General features: G+C 72.1%; 17 protein-coding genes. 6 read left to right on the top strand and 11 right to left on the bottom strand.

The features are described from left to right. Positions 1-82: 82 nt before the first annotated feature. A complete protein-coding gene (locus tag AC6CQV_RS03815) occupies positions 83-2,413 on the bottom strand; it encodes a heavy metal translocating P-type ATPase (RefSeq protein WP_498260333.1) in 2,331 nt (776 codons plus the stop codon). Between the two features lie 11 nt (positions 2,414-2,424). Beyond that, on the bottom strand, positions 2,425-2,646 hold the full coding sequence (locus tag AC6CQV_RS03810; RefSeq protein ID WP_061782119.1) for a heavy-metal-associated domain-containing protein: 222 nt from the start codon (positions 2,644-2,646) through the stop codon (positions 2,425-2,427). 102 nt (positions 2,647-2,748) lie between these two features. On the opposite strand from AC6CQV_RS03810, the gene deoC reads away from it, so the two are divergent. Then, positions 2,749-3,465 carry a deoxyribose-phosphate aldolase gene (gene deoC / locus AC6CQV_RS03805; protein ID WP_191008806.1) on the top strand — a complete coding sequence of 239 codons (717 nt, stop codon included), beginning with the start codon at positions 2,749-2,751 and terminating at the stop codon, positions 3,463-3,465. A gap of 24 nt (positions 3,466-3,489) precedes the next feature. Here the strand turns inward: deoC and AC6CQV_RS03800 are convergent, their stop codons facing one another. From AC6CQV_RS03800 to truB, 4 genes are read right to left on the bottom strand one after another with little or no spacing between them, the layout of a single operon-like run. Then, positions 3,490-4,437: a bifunctional riboflavin kinase/FAD synthetase gene (locus AC6CQV_RS03800; RefSeq protein WP_060959435.1), complete on the bottom strand. Its 948-nt coding sequence runs from the start codon at positions 4,435-4,437 to the stop codon at positions 3,490-3,492. Then, positions 4,434-4,940, bottom strand: a complete 507-nt coding sequence (locus AC6CQV_RS03795; protein ID WP_498260332.1) for a hypothetical protein — start codon at positions 4,938-4,940, stop codon at positions 4,434-4,436. The genes AC6CQV_RS03800 and AC6CQV_RS03795 overlap by 4 nt, the downstream gene beginning before the upstream one ends. Before the next feature lie 46 nt (positions 4,941-4,986). Next, a complete protein-coding gene (locus AC6CQV_RS03790; protein WP_060959433.1) occupies positions 4,987-5,355 on the bottom strand; it encodes a hypothetical protein in 369 nt (122 codons plus the stop codon). After that, positions 5,352-6,266: a tRNA pseudouridine(55) synthase TruB gene (truB, locus tag AC6CQV_RS03785; protein ID WP_101306601.1), complete on the bottom strand. Its 915-nt coding sequence runs from the start codon at positions 6,264-6,266 to the stop codon at positions 5,352-5,354. The genes AC6CQV_RS03790 and truB overlap by 4 nt, the downstream gene beginning before the upstream one ends. Positions 6,267-6,335: 69 nt before the next feature. On the opposite strand from truB, the gene AC6CQV_RS03780 reads away from it, so the two are divergent. Both AC6CQV_RS03780 and AC6CQV_RS03775 read left to right on the top strand, forming a co-directional pair. Continuing rightward, positions 6,336-7,202: an HhH-GPD family protein gene (locus AC6CQV_RS03780; protein WP_191008809.1), complete on the top strand. Its 867-nt coding sequence runs from the start codon at positions 6,336-6,338 to the stop codon at positions 7,200-7,202. An 80-nt stretch (positions 7,203-7,282) separates the two neighbouring features. Beyond that, positions 7,283-7,768: a flavodoxin family protein gene (locus AC6CQV_RS03775; protein ID WP_498260331.1), complete on the top strand. Its 486-nt coding sequence runs from the start codon at positions 7,283-7,285 to the stop codon at positions 7,766-7,768. 3 nt (positions 7,769-7,771) lie between these two features. Here AC6CQV_RS03775 and rbfA read toward each other — a convergent pair whose 3' ends face one another. The 4 genes from rbfA to nusA form a co-directional block, all read right to left on the bottom strand. Then, positions 7,772-8,209, bottom strand: coding sequence for a 30S ribosome-binding factor RbfA (rbfA, locus tag AC6CQV_RS03770; protein WP_060959431.1), 438 nt, complete (start codon positions 8,207-8,209; stop codon positions 7,772-7,774). Positions 8,210-8,349: 140 nt separating this feature from the next. Further along, positions 8,350-11,124 (bottom strand): translation initiation factor IF-2, encoded by a 2,775-nt coding sequence (gene infB, locus AC6CQV_RS03765; protein ID WP_498260330.1) that lies wholly within the window; start codon positions 11,122-11,124, stop codon positions 8,350-8,352. A 92-nt stretch (positions 11,125-11,216) separates the two neighbouring features. Next, positions 11,217-11,468 carry a YlxR family protein gene (locus AC6CQV_RS03760; RefSeq protein ID WP_060960481.1) on the bottom strand — a complete coding sequence of 84 codons (252 nt, stop codon included), beginning with the start codon at positions 11,466-11,468 and terminating at the stop codon, positions 11,217-11,219. Between the two features lie 64 nt (positions 11,469-11,532). Beyond that, positions 11,533-12,519 (bottom strand): transcription termination factor NusA, encoded by a 987-nt coding sequence (gene nusA, locus AC6CQV_RS03755; RefSeq protein WP_060960482.1) that lies wholly within the window; start codon positions 12,517-12,519, stop codon positions 11,533-11,535. A gap of 108 nt (positions 12,520-12,627) precedes the next feature. Between nusA and AC6CQV_RS03750 the strand changes: the two genes are divergently transcribed. Together AC6CQV_RS03750 and AC6CQV_RS03745 are read left to right on the top strand one after the other, a co-directional pair. Further along, the gene (locus AC6CQV_RS03750; RefSeq protein WP_191008811.1) at positions 12,628-13,257 is read left to right on the top strand and encodes an acetate uptake transporter family protein; all 630 of its coding nucleotides are present in this window, start codon (positions 12,628-12,630) and stop codon (positions 13,255-13,257) included. 62 nt (positions 13,258-13,319) lie between these two features. Continuing rightward, positions 13,320-13,820, top strand: a complete 501-nt coding sequence (locus AC6CQV_RS03745) for a pyridoxamine 5'-phosphate oxidase family protein (protein WP_498260329.1) — start codon at positions 13,320-13,322, stop codon at positions 13,818-13,820. A gap of 18 nt (positions 13,821-13,838) precedes the next feature. On the opposite strand, the gene AC6CQV_RS03740 is transcribed toward AC6CQV_RS03745, so the two are convergent. Continuing rightward, positions 13,839-14,894, bottom strand: coding sequence for an LOG family protein (locus AC6CQV_RS03740; RefSeq protein WP_101306606.1), 1,056 nt, complete (start codon positions 14,892-14,894; stop codon positions 13,839-13,841). Between the two features lie 97 nt (positions 14,895-14,991). Between AC6CQV_RS03740 and AC6CQV_RS03735 the strand changes: the two genes are divergently transcribed. After that, positions 14,992-16,341, top strand: coding sequence for an HNH endonuclease signature motif containing protein (locus tag AC6CQV_RS03735; RefSeq protein WP_498260328.1), 1,350 nt, complete (start codon positions 14,992-14,994; stop codon positions 16,339-16,341). The last annotated feature ends 11 nt before the right edge of the window (positions 16,342-16,352 follow it).

The raw sequence follows: 16,352 nt of genomic DNA, 5'->3' as shown, positions 1-16,352 counted from the left end.
TGATTCGGCCGGCACGAACCATGGCGGCTCGCACAGAGGATGGCGGCTCGCGAGGAGGGTGGGGGGAGGGGAGGGAGGGGGGTCAGGAACGCAGGCGCAGGCTGTTGAGGACGACGAAGACGCTCGAGAAGGCCATCGCGGCCCCGGCGATCATCGGGTTCAGCAGCCCCAGGGCCGCCAGCGGGAGCGCCGCGACGTTGTAGGCGAAGGCCCAGAAGAGGTTGCCGCGGATGATCCGCATCGTGCGACGGCTCAGCCGGATCGCCGTCAGCACCGGCGCCAGGCCCTGCCCGGTGATCGCGATGTCACTGGCGTGCATCGCGGCATCCGTTCCCGAGCCCATCGCGATTCCGAGGTCGGCGCTCGCGAGGGCGGCGGCGTCGTTGATCCCGTCGCCGACCATGGCGACACGGTGTCCCCCGGCCCGCAGCCGCTCGATCTCGGCGACCTTCCCCTCCGGAAGCACGCCCGCGACGACGCTGCGGATGCCGACGGCCTCCGCCACCGCGTGGGCGGCTCCGGCGTTGTCCCCGGTGAGGAGCACGACGTCCAACCCCATCGCCGCGAGCGCCGCGACCGTGTCGGCGCTGTCGGCGCGCACGGTGTCGGCGACGGCGATGACCGCGCGGATCCGTCCGTCCCACCCCGCGACGATCGCGGTCGCGCCGCGCTGCTCGGCCGCGCGCACCGCCGCGGCGATCTCGTCGGGCGCACCATCCGCAGCGTCCGCCGCGCGCGCAGCCTGCTCGGCCGCGAAGGTCGGACGGCCGGCGAACACGCGGCGCCCCTCCACGGTGCCGATGACGCCGAGCCCGGCCCGGCCCGCGAAGTCGGTCACCTCCGCCGGGGCGTCGGCGAGGGCGGCGACGGCGCGCGCGAGCGGGTGCTCGGATGCGTGCTCCAGCGAGCCGACGAGGTGCGCGACGTCGTCGGGATCGGTGCCGGCGACGGCGGTCACGGTCGCGACCGTCATGGTTCCTGCGGTCACGGTTCCGGTCTTGTCGAGGACGACCGTGTCGATGCGGTCGGCCGCCTCGAGCGCCTCCGGCCCGGTGATCAGCACCCCCAGCTGGGCGCCGCGCCCGGTGCCGACCAGGATCGCGATCGGCGTCGCCAGTCCGAGCGCACAGGGGCAGGCGATGATCAGCACCGCCACCGCGGCGGTGAACCCCGATGCGATCGCCTCGCCCGAGAACCCGCCGACGATCAGCCACGCCAGCAGGGTCAGCGCCGCCAGGACGATGACGACGGGCACGAACACGCCGGAGATCCGGTCGGCGAGCCGCTGGACGCGGCTCTTGCCCGCCTGAGCGTCTTCCACCAGCCGCGCCAGCCGGGCGAGACGGGTGTCGTCGCCGACCGAGGTCGCCTCGACGACCAGTCGACCGTCGGTGGAGATCGTGCCGCCGGTCACGATCGCACCGGCATCCACCTCGACGGGCACCGCCTCGCCGGTGATCATGCTCTCGTCGATCGAGGCGCGCCCGGCGATCACACGACCGTCGGTGGCGACCTTCTCCCCCGGGCGCACGACGAACGCGTCCCCGACCCGGAGGGCGTCGATCGGCACGCGGCGGCCGTCCTGCAGCTCGACGTCGCGCGCCGAGAGATCCATCAGCGCCCGCACCGCCGCGCCGGCGCGCCGCTTGGAGCGCTGCTCGATGACGCGTCCGAGCAGCAGGAACACCGTCACGGCGGCGGCGACCTCGAAGTAGACGAGCGACGACGGGTCGTGGACGGGGGCGAACATCCCGCCGTCGTGGCGCATCCCGAGCTCGCCGGCCGTGCCGAACAGGAGCGCCCAGACGCTCCAGAGGTAGGCCGCGCCGGTGCCGAGGGTGATGAGCGTGTCCATCGTCATCGCGCCGTGGCGCGCATTGGCGATCGTGGCGCGGTGGAACGGCCACCCGCCCCAGAGCACCACCGGCGTCGCGAGCACGAGCGACACCCACTGCCAGCCCGAGAACTGCCACGCGGGGACCATCCCGAGCGCGACGACGGGCAGCGCCAGAAGGATGCTGACGATCAGGCGGGTCCGCAGCGTGACGGCGCCCGGGCGATCCTCCACGTCGTGGACGTGGCCCTCCGCTCCCTCCGCGTGCGCCGCGTGGTCGTGCGCGTGCGCCTCGCCGGGCGACGACTCGTGACCCCGGTCGGGGGTCGAACGCCGCGGACGCAGGTGCGCCTCGTACCCCGCTTCGCGCACCGCGGCCACGAGTGCGGCGGGGTCCAGGGCGCGAGGGTAGTCGACGCGTGCGGACTCGGTCGCGAGGTTGACGGATGCCGAGACGCCGTCGAGGCGCTCCAACCGCTTCTCCACGCGCGCGACGCAGCTCGCGCAGGTCATCCCCTCGATGTCGAGCACCGCCTCCTCGTGCGGCATCGACACGGCATCCGTCGACAGGCCGGTCATCGTCGGCCCCGTCAGCGGGCGACGACGGTGTAGCCCGCCTCGTCGACGGCGGCCGCGATCTCGGCGTCGAGCGCGGCACCGGCCGCGCCGTCGTCGACGGTGACGGTGAGGGTTCCCGCCGTCACGTCGACGGCGATGTCATCGATCCCGTCGACCTTGCGCACCTCGCGCGTGACCGCTCCGGCGCAGTGCGCGCAGGTCATGCCGTCGACGGCGTACGTCTGCGTGGACATGGTGTCTCCTCTCGCCGCACGCCCGTTCGGCTGCGGCTCTCGCTGACAACCATGATACCCCCCTGGGGTATTCCCGAGGACCCGCTGGCGTAGGCTGGGACCATGTCCACCATCACCGAGCGGGACCTCGCCGCGACCATCGACCACGCCATCCTCAAGCCCGAACTGACGCGCGCCGACGTCGACGGCGAGCTCGACATCGCCGCGGAGTGGGGCGTCTTCAGCGTGTGCGTGCGTCCGAGCGACATCGCCCACGCGGTCGACCGCCTGGCCGGCACCGGAGTGAACGTGGGCACCGTCATCGGCTTCCCCCACGGCACCACCTCCACCGCCGCCAAGGTCGCCGAGGTCGGTCAGGCCCTCGCCGACGGCGCCGTCGAGTTCGACATGGTCATCAACATCGGCGCCCTGCGTTCGGGCTTCGACGACGCGGTCGTCGCCGACATCGCGGCCGTCGTCGCGGCGGCATCCGGCAAGGTGACGAAGGTCATCCTCGAGACCTCGCTGCTCGACGACGAGCAGATCGCCCGCGGCAGCCGTCTGACCGAGGCCGGCGGCGCCGACTTCGTCAAGACGTCGACGGGATTCGCGGGGGGCGGGGCGAGCGTCGCCCACGTCGAGCTCATGCGCGCGAACGTCGGACCCGATGTGCAGGTGAAGGCCTCCGGCGGCGTCCGCAGCTACGCCGACGCGCTGGCGATGCTGGCCGCCGGGGCGACCCGACTGGGCACGAGCGGCAGCGCGGTGATCCTCGGCGAGGCGCGCCGGGTGGACGCCGGAGAGCAGGCCGTCGGCGCCGTCGACGCCTCCTCGTACTGACCCGCCGTCGTCGGGTTCGGCGGCTCAGGCCAGAGCCGCGCGCACACGGGCGACGTCGTCGTCCATCTGCGCGATGAGCGCCTCGATGCCGGCGAAGGCGACCATTCCGCGGATGCGATGCGTGAAGCGGATCTGCACGCGGTGCCCGTACAGGTCGAGTCCCGTCTCGTCGAGGACATAGGCCTCGACCTGACGGACGGGGACGTCGTCGAACGTCGGGTTCGTCCCGACGGAGATGGCCGCGGGGTAGCGGGTCGTGACGGCGGTTCCGTCCGCGCCGAGGTCGACGAGCCAGCCGGCGTACACGCCGTCGGCCGGGATGAAGCCCTCCGCCGACGCGGACAGGTTCGCCGTCGGAAAACCGAGCTCCCGGCCGCGCTTGAGGCCGTGGACCACCTCGCCCTGCACGGCGTGCGGACGTCCCAGCAGCCGCGCGGCCCCCTCGACGTCACCGGCGGCCAGCAGGTCGCGCACCCACGTCGACGAGACACGGCGGCCGCCGCCCTGCACGTCGCCGACGACGTCGACCGCGAAGCCGTACTCGGCGCCCAGTTCGGTGAGGAGAGCGGGATCTCCCGCCCCGCCGCGGCCGAAGCGGAAGTCGTCTCCGACCATCACGGTCACGACGCCCAGGCTGAGCAGGACGTGCTCCACGAACGCCCGCGGCTCCAGCGCGGCGAGCTGTTCGTCGAAGCGCAGGACGAGGGTCGCATCGACGCCCGCGGCCGCGAGGAGGTCGAGCTTCTGGCCCACGCTGCACACCGGCTCGGGACACAGCTCCGGCCGCAGCAGGCTCAGCGGGTTGCGGTCGAAGGTCACGGCGACCACCCGCGCGCCGGCCTCGGCCGCCGCGACCCGGGCGCGATCGATCACGGCGCGGTGGCCGGAGTGCACGCCGTCGAACTTCCCGATGGCGACGACGCTCGGGCCGAACCCCTCGGGGATCTCGGCGGGGTCGTGGAAGACGATCACCAGGACGACCTCCGATCGGTGCCGACGGTGTCGTGCCGGACGGGCTCGTCGTCGGATGCCGCGGAATCCGGCACCGGGTCCGCCCCGCGTCCGCCACTGCGCAGCCACCAGAGCCCGACGAAGGGAAGCACGAGCGGCACCCAGAAGTAGCCGAAGCCGTAGCCGGACCAGACGGTGGCATCGTGGAGGAACAGCTCCGGATGCGTGAGGCTCAGAGTGCCGACGATGAGCACCCCCGCCAGCTCGAAGCAGATCGCGATCCACGCGACGACGTACCAGCGCGGGCTGTCGGACTTCACGAGGGCGACGGTCGCCAGCACGTACACGACGGCGGCGGCCGCCGACAGCGTGTAGGCGAGCGGGGCGGCGGCGAAGTCCTGCACGATCTGGACGAACGAGCGTCCGGTCGCCGCGAGGGCCATGATGGCGTAGACGACCACGAGCACGCGGCCGATGCCGGTCATCCGGGTGGGCCCGGTCGCGTCGAGGTGTGGCGAAGTCATGACCTGTCAATGATAGGCGGCGCCGACGGGGGTGACGGGCGCCGGCTCACATGCCGACGGTCGTCCAGATGACCTGCATGCGCCAGACCATGACCGCGACCGACAGCGCCGCGATCCCCATGATCACGGTGCTCCAGCGGCTGCGCTCGATGAGGGCCCAGACCACCGACGCGGGCGGGATGAGCACCGCGGACACGAGGTAGACCCAGAACTCCAGCGCGCTGCCCGACGGGGGGTTGCCGACGAGCGGGGCGACGATCGCGACGACGACCTGCGCGAGCAGGAGCACGAGGATGAGGGCCATCGCCCCGACCGTGAGGTCGCTGGGACGACGCCCGGCCAGGCCGAGCACGACCGCGAGCAGGCCCGCCGCGACGGCGACCGCGACCTGCACGATGGCGAACCACTCGATCATGCGTCCTCCGCCATGTTCATCACGCTCTTCACGTCGGCGCCGCGGCGTTCCACGATGCCGACCAGTCGCCCGTCGGGGTCGATCGCGGCGGGCGTCGCGGTCGCGGATCCGTCGAGGCGCTCCGCCGCGGCGTGGAGCCTCTTGCCGTGGCGCAGGTCGCGCGCCTCGTCGGCGCTGACGGGAAACGCGCCGAGCACGGCTGCCGCGACGTGCGCCGGCGTCTCCAGCGGCGCGTCGGGGGTGATCTCGGCGACGGCGTCGGCGACCTCGAACGCGCCGATGCGGGTGCGCCGCAGCGCCGTGAGGTGCCCGCCGACGCCGAGGGCGGCGCCGAGGTCGCGCGCGAGGGCGCGGATGTACGTCCCGCTGGAGCAGTCCACGACCACGTCGAGGTCGATGGTGCCGTCCGCGCCCGCACGTCGGGCCAGGACCTCGAACCGGTCGATCGTGACGCGCCGCGCCGTCAGCTCGACCGCTTCGCCCGCGCGCGCGAGATCGTAGGCGCGCTTGCCGCCGACCTTGATCGCCGAGACCGTGCTCGGCACCTGGTCGATCTCGCCGGAGAGCGCGGCGATACCGGCCGCGATCCGCTCGTCCGTCGCGGCGGCGAGGGCCGCAGCATCCGCTCGGGCCGTCTCGACGCCGTCCGCGTCGTCGGAGTCGGTGGCGACGCCGAGCCGGATCGTGGCCTCGTACGTCTTGCCGAGGCCGACGATGAAGGTCAGCAGCCGAGTCGCGGGCCCCACCCCGAGGACGAGCAGCCCCGTGGCCATCGGGTCGAGGGTGCCCGCATGCCCGATCTTTCGGGTGTTCAGCGCGCGACGCGCGCGGGCGACGACGTCGTGGCTCGTGATCCCCTGCGGCTTGTCGACGAGCAGGATGCCGTTCGGGACGGACGGTGACGCGGGCATTGCTCCAGCCTAGGCCGGGCCGACGCGCGGCCGGAGAACGCAACCCGCCCGCGGCCGTAGGCTGGTGCGGTGCCAGAGCTCGCGACGCCGCTGATCGCGTGGTATCGCGACACCGCGCGCGACCTGCCCTGGCGGGCGCCCGGTTTCGGCGCATGGGGCGTGCTGGTGAGCGAGTTCATGCTGCAGCAGACGCCGGTGACCCGCGTGATCCCGCGTCTGGAGGCGTGGCTGACGCGCTGGCCGACTCCCACCGCGCTGGCCGCCGACCCGCCCGCCGCCGCCGTCGCGCAGTGGGCGAACCTCGGCTACCCGCGCCGCGCGCTGTGGTTGCACCGCGCCGCGGTCGAGATCCGCGACCGTCACGACGGCGTGGTCCCCCGCGACGTCGATGCGCTCCTGGCCCTCACCGGGATCGGCGACTACACCGCGCGCGCCGTCGCGGTGTTCGCGTACGGCGACCGGCATCCGGTCGTCGACACGAACACGCGGCGGGTCATCGCGCGGGCGGTCGAGGGCCGGTCGCAGCCCGGACCCCCGGGGCGCCGGGACCTCGCCGACATGGAACGGCTGCTGCCGGCGGAGCTGCCAGATGCCGCGGTGATGAACGCCGCGATGATGGAGCTCGGCGCCGTGGTCTGCACCGCGCGGGCGGCGCGCTGCGACGTCTGCCCGGTGGCCTCGCTGTGTGCGTGGCGCGCCGCCGGGTATCCCGACACCGGCGACGCCCGCCGGAAGCAGGCGTCCTACGAGGGCAGCGATCGTCAGGCGCGCGGCGCGGTGCTGCGGACGCTGCGGGCGGCGGAGGCGCACGAGGTCGCCGAGGCGGCGGTCATCGCCGACTGGCCCGATCCGGCGCAGCGCGGGCGGGCCATCGACTCGCTGCTGGTCGACGGACTCATCGAGTCCGACGGGATGCTGCTGCGTCTGCCCCGCTGACGACGCCGAGCGCGGCGCACGCTCATTGTCACGGCGAGGGGCCGATGCGTCACCCGGCGCGGCGGCGTACGGTCCGCCTCATGAAGGCGCTGATCGTGTACGAATCGCAGTTCGGCAACACCGAGAAGGTCGCCCGGGCCATCGCGGAGGGCGTCGCGACGAGCGGTCGCGTCGAGGTCGTCGCGGTCGACACCGCCCCGACGGTCCTGCCCGACGATGTGGAACTGCTCCTCGTGGGCGGTCCGACGCACGTGTTCTCGATGTCGCGGGTGCAGACGCGGGCCGATGCCGCGAAGGACGCGCCGACGCCGACCCGGCGCGGCATCCGGGAATCGCTCGCGCAGGCCTCCTCCGCTTCGGGACGTCTTCGCGTCGCCACGTTCGGCACGAAGCAGGGGCACGGCCGGCTCAGCGGGTCGGCGGCGACGGCGGCCGCGAAGGCGGCGCGGGCGCACGGGTTGTCGGTGGATGCCGTGGAGGACTTCTTCGTGACGGGACGAAGCGGCCCCCTCGAGGAGGGCGAGCTCGAGCGCGCGACCGCGTGGGGACGCGCGCTCGGGCGCTGAGGCTCAGTCGTCCTCGTCGTCGTCCTCGCGCGGCTTGACGTAGGGGTCGGCGTCGCCCGCGTAGGCGGCACCGGCGGCGAGCCCGGCGACGGCGGCGTCCCGCTCCTGCGCCTCACGGAGGAGCTCGGCGATGTGTCCGGCGTTCTCCGGCAGCGCGTCGGGGATGAACTCGAGCGACGGGGTGAGCCGCACGCCGAGCTGCTTGCCGACCTCGCTGCGCAGCATCCCGGTGGCCGCCTTCAGGGCAGCCGCCGAGTCTTCGCGCGCCTTGTCGTCGCCGTACACGGTGTAGAACACCGAGGCGTGCTGCAGGTCTCCGGTGACGCGCACGTCGGTGATCGTCACGAAGCCGAGGCGCGGGTCACGCAGCCCCTTCTCGAGCCGCTCGGCGATGAGCACGCGGATGCGGTCGGCGAGTCTCGCCTGCCGTTCTGAAGACATCTCTCTTACCTCTTTCTGCGCCCGGCGGAGCCGGGAGGTCGGCGGAGGCGGAGTCGGTCGCGCCGCGGAGACAATCGGGGTAGGGGCCCCGCTCTTGTCTCCGCGGCGCGACCGGCGCAGCCGCAGCCGAATAGGAAGGATCAGCCGCGCGGCTTCTCCACCATCTCGGTCGTCTCGATCTCGTCGCCGATCTGGATGTCGTTGTACTTGCCCAGTCCGATACCGGCCTCGAAGTCCGTGCGGACCTCGGTGACGTCGTCCTTGAAGCGGCGCAGCGACTCGATCTGCAGACCGTCGGCCAGCACGACGCCGTCGCGGATGACGCGCGCCTTGGCGTTGCGCGTGATCGTTCCGCTGCGGACGATGACACCGGCGATGTTGCCGAACTTCGAGGAGCGGAACACCTCGCGGATCTCGGCGACACCCGACTGCACCTCTTCGAACTCCGGCTTGAGCAGGCCCTTGAGCGACTGCTCGACGTCGTCGATCGCGTTGTAGATGACCGAGTAGAAGCGCACGTCCACGCCCTCGCGGGCGGCACGCTCGCGCGCCTTCGTGTCGGGGCGGACGTTGAAGCCGATCACGATCGCGTTGTCGATCGTGGCCAGGTTGATGTCCGACTCCGTGATGGCGCCGACGCCGCGGTGGATGATGCGCAGCTGCACCGAGTCGTCGACCTCGATCTTGAGGAGCGACTCCTCCAGCGCCTCGACGGCACCGGACACGTCGCCCTTGATGATGAGGTTGAGCGACTCGACCTTGCCCTCTTCGAGAGCGCGGGTGAAGTCCTCGAGCGAGATGCGCTTGCGTGCCTTGGCCAGCTGGGCGTTGCGCTCGGCGGCCTCGCGCTTCTCGGCGATCTGGCGAGCCGTGCGGTCCTCCTCGGTGACGATGAACACGTCACCGGCGCGGGGCACGGAGTTCAGACCCTGCACCTGGACGGGACGCGAGGGGTAGGCCTCGTCGACCGCGTCGCCGTTCTCGTCGATCATCGCGCGGACGCGGCCGTAGGCCGTGCCGGCCACGATCGCGTCGCCGACGCGCAGCGTTCCCGACTGGATGAGCACGGTCGCCACCGAGCCGCGGCCCTTGTCGAGCTTCGCTTCGATCGCGACACCGCGGGCGGCCTTGTTCGGGTTCGCCGTGAGGTCGAGTCCCGCGTCGGCCGTCAGCAGCACGGCATCCAGCAGTTCCTGGATGTTCGTGCCCTGGCGTGCGGACACGTCGACGAACATGACGTCGCCGCCGTACTCCTCGGCCACGAGGCCGTACTCGGTGAGCTGCTGGCGCACCTTGGCCGGGTTCGCGTCGGGCTTGTCGACCTTGTTGACCGCGACCACGATCGGCACACCGGCCGCCTGGGCGTGGTTCAGGGCCTCCACCGTCTGCGGCATGATGCCGTCGTCGGCGGCGACCACGAGGATGGCGATGTCGGTCACCTGGGCACCACGGGCACGCATGGCGGTGAACGCCTCGTGACCGGGGGTGTCGATGAAGGTGATCGCGCGCTCGATGCCCTCGTGCTCGGTCCACACCTGGTACGCACCGATGTGCTGGGTGATGCCGCCGGCCTCGCCCGCCACGACGTTCGTCTGGCGGATGGCGTCCAGCAGTCGCGTCTTACCGTGGTCGACGTGACCCATGACGGTCACGACCGGAGGACGGATCTCGAGGTCGTCCTCGCTCTCCGCCTCCAACTCGGCCTCGAGGTCGAGACCGAAGCCCTCGAGGAGCTCCTTGTCCTCGTCCTCGGGCGAGACCATCTGGATCTTGTAGCCGAGCTCGGCGCCGAGCACCTCGAAGGTGGCCTCGTCCAGCGACTCGGTCGCGGTGGCCATCTCACCGAGGTTGAAGAGGATCGTCACCAGCGTGCCGGGCTGCACGGTGTAGCCGCGCAGGGCCTCGAGCTTGTCCGCGAAGTCGGCGATCGACGCGCCGCGACGCAGGCGGATGATCTCGCCGTTGCCCTTCTGGACGTTGACGCCGCCGACGACGGGCGCCGACCGCATCTCGAATTCCTGCCGCTTCGCACGACGCGACTTGCGCTGCTTGCTCTTGCCGCCGCCCTTGCCGAAGGCACCCGCGGTGCCACCGCCGGGACCACGGCCACGACCACCGCCGCCACCGGGACGACCCGCGAAGCCGCCACCGGGCGCTCCGGGACCGCCGGTGCCGCCGGGACGCTGGAAGCCGCCGGCACCGCCGGGACGACCGGGACCGCCGGGACGCTGCTGGAACGGCGCGCCGGGACGACCGCCGCCTCCGGGACGACCGGCGCCGCCGGGACGCGGGGCGCCGGGGCGGGGGGCGCCGGGGCGCGGAGCCTGCGGGCGCGGGATGTTGCCGGGCGTCGGACGCTGACCCATCCCCTGCGCGGACGCGAACGGGTTGTTGCCCGGACGCGGGCCGGCGGGACGCTGGCCCATCCCCTGCGACGAGGAGAACGGGTTGTTGCCGGGACGCGGAGCGCCACCGGGGCGCGGCGCCTGCGGCGTGGCCGCACCGGGCGCGGTGGCGGCCGGCGTGGCGGGCGTCGGAGCGTCGGCTGCGGCGGGGGCCGCCGGAGCCGGAGCGGCCGGCGCGGCGGGCGCGCTGGGCGCCGGTGCCGCCGGAGCGGATGCCGCGGGCGCCGCCGGAGCGGGAGCCGCCGGCTTCGCCGGGCCGGGACGCGCCGCGGGGCGCGCGCCGGGGGTCGGCGCACCGGAGGCCGCACGAGGGGCGGCCGGGGCGGCGTCAGAGGACTTCTTGGCGGCGCCGTCGGCCTCGAGGGCCGCACGGAGCTTGCGCGCCACGGGGGGCGCGATGGTGGATGAGGGGCTCTTGACGTATTCGCCGAGCTCCTTCAGCTTCGCGAGGGCGACTTTGCTGTCGACGCCGATCTCGGAGGCGATTTCGTGCACGCGTGGGTTTGCCACAATTCTCCTGTCTGAGGTCTCCCCCGGACAGGGCAGACCGTTACTTGCGGACGGGTCTCATTTCGAGCCGTTCACTTTGTGTCCATAGCCGTTCAGCCGTTTCGCTGGTGGGTGTTCTGAAAGGTCTGCGTGTCGAGCGGGCCCGACACACGCAATGCTCGTCCGAAGGCGCGGCGCCGGATGGCGGTATCCACACACCCGTGCGTGTCGTGCACCCACGCGCCCCGCCCGGGAAGGACGGCCTTCTCATCGGCGATGAGGACACCGTCTCGCTCCACCACTCGCAGGAGGGCGGACCGGAGGTCGCGCGCGCGGCATCCCACGCACGTTCGAACGGCTTCCATCCTACCCCCACTCGCCGCGTCGGGATTTCGGCGCGGTCGCGGCGCCCCCTCGCTCACCCTCGCGTCACGACTCGAGGATCGAATCCGGCTGGATGTCGATCTTGGCGCCCGTGAGCTTGGCCGCGAGGCGGGCGTTCTGCCCCTCCTTGCCGATGGCGAGCGACAGCTGGTAGTCGGGGACGAGGGCGCGGACCGCCTTGGTGCCGGCATCCAGCACGAAGCTGGAGGTGACCTTCGCCGGCGACAGGGCGTTCGCGACGAACTTCGCCAGCTCGGGGTCGTAGTCGACGATGTCGATCTTCTCCCCGCCGAGCTCCTCCGTGACCGCGCGCACACGCCGGCCGAGCTCGCCGATGCAGGCGCCCTTGGCGTTGATGGCGGGATCCTTCGCCGTCACCGCGATCTTGGTGCGGTGACCGGCCTCGCGCGCCAGCGACGTGATCTCGACCAGACCGGAGGCGATCTCGGGGACCTCGAGCGCGAACAGCTTGCGCACGAGACCCGGATGGGTGCGCGAGACCGTGATCTGCGGACCCTTGGTGCCCTTGGACACGGAGGTGACGTAAACGCGCAGCCGGGAGCCGTGCGGGTACTGCTCGCCCGCGACCTGCTCCTCGGGCGGAAGGATCGCCTCGACCGTGCCGAGGTCGACGTGCACCATCCGCGGGTTCGGGCCCTGCTGGATGACGCCGGCGACGATGTCGCCCTCCTTGCCGCGGAACTCGCCCAGGATCGCATCGTCGGCGATGTCGCGCAGACGCTGGCCGATCACCTGCTTGGCCGCGAACGCGGCGATGCGTCCGAAGTCCTCGGGGGTGGACTCCTCCTCGCCGATGACGACCCCCTCCTCGTCGCGGAGCGGGATGAACACGGCGACGTGCCCCGTCTTGCGGTCGAGCTCGGCGCGGGCGCCCTCGGGCAGTTCGCCGGTGGGCGAGGTGTGCTTGGCGTAGGCGGTGAGGATCGCCTGCTCGATGATCCCGACGAGTTCGTCGAACGGGATCTCCTTCTCGCGCTCGACCGTTCGCAGCAGTCCCAGATCGATGTCCACAGGTGCCTCCCTATTCAGCTCTCGACGCGAGGTCACCCTCGGTCATCTGCACGATTTTAGCCGATCGTCCCGCGGCGGCGGACGTGCGCGGACGTGCATACTTGCCAGATGGATGCCGCCTCACCCGCCGTCGACCGAGCGATCCCGCAGCCGCGGCGCGCCGATCCCGGTCTGATCGGTCTGCTCGGGTTCGTGATCGCGACCTTGACCGCGCAGCTGGCGCACCTCGGCGTTCAGAACGAGAGCGCCGTGTTCTGGGTCGGCGCGGTCTTCGGCGGCGTCGTGCAGGTCACCGCGGGCATGCTCTCCTACTTCATCGGCGACGACTTCCACTTCATCGTGTACAACGCGTTCGGGTGGTACTGGATCTGCATGCCGGGGTTCCTCCTCGGCGGGGAGCTGGGCTTTTTCGAGGTGTCGGGACCGGCGCGGCCGCTCTTCTCCATGATGTTCGCGGTGCTCGCACTCGGCTTCATGTTCGCTGGGGCGATGCACAACACCGCCCTGCCGCTGACCTTGTTGTTCGTCGCGATCGGGCTGGCCCTGGAGTCCGTGGGCTCCTTCGCGTCCTCGCCCGCGCTCGGCACGGTCGGTGCCTGGTTCCTGCTGGGCGCCTCCGCGCTCGCGTTCTACCTGCTGATCGAGAAGTTCGCCTGGCGGACGATGGGACGCCGTGTCGTCCCCCTCGGGCGGCCGTGGATCGCGCCGCACGATGGGCACGGCGACCCGGAATCGTGAGCGCGGCAGCGGCGTCTGTCAAGGCCCTGGGACGACATCCCGGCGGCGGGCAGGGTCGAGTCATGACCGAACTCACTGGAATCGAGGCGCGCGACCGCGTCAAGGAACTCGTCGAGGACATCGACATCACCATGCTCACGACCGTGGACGCCGACGGGCGCCTCGTGAGCCGTCCGATGAGCACCCGCGAGATGGACGACGACGGCGTGATCTGGTTCTTCACCTCCGACGAGACGAAGAAGGCCGACGAGGTCGAGGCGGACCACGACGTGAACCTCGCCTACTGCGACGCCAAGGGCATGCGCTACGTGTCGGTGGCCGGTCGCGCGACGATCGTGCACGACCGCGCACGGATGGAACAGCTGTGGTCGCCGTCGCTGGACATCTGGTTCGAGGAGGGCCTGGACACCCCCGACATCGCATTGCTGACGGTGACGCCGATCGTGACCGAGTTCTGGGAACCGGCGCACGGCACGCTCGCGATGGCCGCCGGCATGCTCAAGGCTCTCATCACGCGGGAGACGCCGGACGACACCATGAACCACGGCAGGCTGGTCCGCTGACGCGCACCTCGGGCCGACTCAGGCCGGGCGCGCCTCGGCGGGGGCGCTCGGCAGCGCGTTGACGGCGCGGATGAGGTGGTGCAGCTCACCCACGCGCCGCTGCGCGTAGCGCATGACGAGACGGGGCGCGGCGACATCGTCGTCGTCCTCCCGCTCGGCCTTCAAGGGACCGCGGCGTTCGATCACGCCTTCGGCCAGCAGCGAGCCGAAGCGGGCGTTCAGCGCATCCACCTCCGCGTCGGTCGGCTCCGCACGCAGGCGCAGCACGAGCCGACGGCCGACCCACCGCAGCGAGACGTAGTTGCGGTAGAAGCCCGTGAGCTCGTCCACGGCGGCATCCACGGAGTCGGTCACGACCACCCGGTCGAGGTCGTCCGGAGAGATCACGCCCTCGGGGATGAGCTGGTCATCGGCGAAACGCTGCAGCCCGTGCCAGAAGCCGCCGCCGGGACGGTCCAGCAGGACGATCGGCGTGGGCGCGGCCTTGCCGGTCTGCTGCAGCGTCAGCAGCTCGAACATCTCGTCGAGCGTGCCGAAGCCGCCGGGCATGCACACGAAGCCGCTGGACTCCTTGACCAGCATGAGCTTCCTCGTGAAGAAGTACTTCATCGCGACGTTGCGGGCGTGCGCGGCGATGATCGCGTTCGGCTTCTCCTCGAACGGCAGGCGGATGGAGACCCCGAGGGAGTGCTGCGGGCCCGCGCCTTCGGCCGCCGCCTGCATGATCCCGGGGCCCGCCCCCGTCACGGTCATCCATCCGCGGGCGGCGAGCGCCGCGGTGAGCTCGACGGTCAGGCGGTAGAGCGGCGAGTCGGGGGCGGTGCGGGCCGAACCGAACACGGTGACCTTGGGCACACCGCGGAAGGGCGCGAACAGCTCGAAGGCCGCGCGCATCTCGGTGAGGGCGGCCGAGGTGATCTTGAGGTCGAGGCGGTCGGCGCCGTCGAGCCCCATGCCCACGCCCGTCGCGAGGATGCGGGCGATGAGATCGGCGTCGGTCGTGATGCCGGCGTCGTCGAGCAGCCGGCGGATGCCGTCGGTGACGGTGGACGGGAGCGTGGAGCGATCTGACATGGCTCCAGCCTGACATCCCGGACGCAGTTCGGGTGAACGCGGCGAGAACGTCTCCTTCCCTCTTCCCACATTCGAATCTTTGTTCTATGATCGACGTATGGACGGTGACATCGAGATGGAGCCCTATCCCGGGTACTGGTCGGATGTCGCGGCCTTCGAGACGGCGCTCCTCCCCCGCGATCCGGTCGATCAGGTGGCCGACATCGCCACCCTCGTGGCGGTGCACACGGCCGAGCAATACGTGTGCGTCGCGGCCGCCCGCCGCGATGCGATGGCGACGGCCTCCTCCCGTGCCTGCACCGACGAGATGATCGACCGCTCGCTGCGCCTCGAGCTCGCCGCCGCGCTGCGCATCACCGAGTACGCCGCGGGCGACCTGATGGCGCGCTCGACGGCGCTGGTCGAGCGCTACCCGCGGGCGCTCGAGGCGTTGGGGGCGGCGCGCATCACCGATCAGCACGCGCGATTCCTCGTCGACGTGCTGGATGCCGCGGATCCGGCGGTGCGCGCACGGCTCGTCGATCGAGCGGTTCGGCTGGCCGAAGACCTCCCCGCGGGGACGTTCCGGCGTCGCCTGCGCGACCTCGTCGCGGCCGAGGCGGTGCAGACCCTCGCCGAGACGCACGAGCGCGCCCTCGCGCAGCGCCGCGTGCACGTCGCCCCGGCCGCCGACGGCATGTCCGTCCTGACCGCGCATCTGCCCAGCGTCGAGGCCCACGCGATCTTCGACCGGCTGACGCGGATGGCCGCGGCGATGACCGGGCGCCGGGCCGTCCCCGACGCGTCCGCCGACGCCACGCCCCCACCCACCGACGACCGTTCCCTCGACCAGGTGCGTGCCGACGTCCTCTGCGATCTGCTGATCGACGGTCGCTGCGACGGCCACTCCCCCTCGGCGCGGGGAATCCGTCCGACCGTGGTCGTGACCGTTCCGGCGCTGTCCTTGCGGGAAGACGCGCACGGCGCCGGAGAACCGGCGCAGGTCGAGGGCCTCGGTCCGATCCCGATCGAGCGGGCCCGCGAACTCAGCGGCGGCGCCAGGGGCTGGATGCGCGTGCTCACCCATCCCGAGACCGGCGCCGTGCTGTCCGTCGGGCGCCGCAGGTACGACCCGCCGCCCGAGCTCCGGCGCCTCGTACGGTGGCGGGCCGAGCGCTGCATGGCACCCGGGTGCGTCATGCCGGCCTCACAGTGCGAGATCGACCACACGCTCGCCTGGTCCGACGGCGGAGCGACCGCGACGGACAACCTCGCTCCCCTGTGCCCGGGCCATCACAAGGTGAAGCATCACGGCGGGTGGACGGTGGTCCAGGTTCCCGACAGCGGAGGCGTCCTGGAGTGGACCTCACCGTACGGCCGACGCTACCTCGTCGAGCCGGAGCGTCGAACCCCGGTGTTCCGCCCCGTCGCCGAGCGTGCGGACGACGCCGGACCACCACCGTTCTGACCCGCGGCCGC

It is taken from the genome of Microbacterium sp. EG9, from assembly GCF_059759475.1.
Note: the sequence above shows the minus strand (reverse complement) of the source record. Positions and strands in the feature narration are given on the sequence as shown.

Coding starts and splice junctions, on each gene's coding strand:
- AC6CQV_RS03815 (WP_498260333.1), bottom strand. CDS start 2,413: ATGACCGGCCTGTCGACGGATGCCGTGTCGATGCCGCACGAGGAGGCG.
- AC6CQV_RS03810 (WP_061782119.1), bottom strand. CDS start 2,646: ATGTCCACGCAGACGTACGCCGTCGACGGCATGACCTGCGCGCACTGC.
- deoC (WP_191008806.1), top strand. CDS start 2,749: ATGTCCACCATCACCGAGCGGGACCTCGCCGCGACCATCGACCACGCC.
- AC6CQV_RS03795 (WP_498260332.1), bottom strand. CDS start 4,940: ATGACTTCGCCACACCTCGACGCGACCGGGCCCACCCGGATGACCGGC.
- AC6CQV_RS03790 (WP_060959433.1), bottom strand. CDS start 5,355: ATGATCGAGTGGTTCGCCATCGTGCAGGTCGCGGTCGCCGTCGCGGCG.
- truB (WP_101306601.1), bottom strand. CDS start 6,266: ATGCCCGCGTCACCGTCCGTCCCGAACGGCATCCTGCTCGTCGACAAG.
- AC6CQV_RS03775 (WP_498260331.1), top strand. CDS start 7,283: ATGAAGGCGCTGATCGTGTACGAATCGCAGTTCGGCAACACCGAGAAG.
- rbfA (WP_060959431.1), bottom strand. CDS start 8,209: ATGTCTTCAGAACGGCAGGCGAGACTCGCCGACCGCATCCGCGTGCTC.
- AC6CQV_RS03760 (WP_060960481.1), bottom strand. CDS start 11,468: ATGGAAGCCGTTCGAACGTGCGTGGGATGCCGCGCGCGCGACCTCCGG.
- AC6CQV_RS03750 (WP_191008811.1), top strand. CDS start 12,628: ATGGATGCCGCCTCACCCGCCGTCGACCGAGCGATCCCGCAGCCGCGG.
- AC6CQV_RS03745 (WP_498260329.1), top strand. CDS start 13,320: ATGACCGAACTCACTGGAATCGAGGCGCGCGACCGCGTCAAGGAACTC.
- AC6CQV_RS03740 (WP_101306606.1), bottom strand. CDS start 14,894: ATGTCAGATCGCTCCACGCTCCCGTCCACCGTCACCGACGGCATCCGC.
- AC6CQV_RS03735 (WP_498260328.1), top strand. CDS start 14,992: ATGGACGGTGACATCGAGATGGAGCCCTATCCCGGGTACTGGTCGGAT.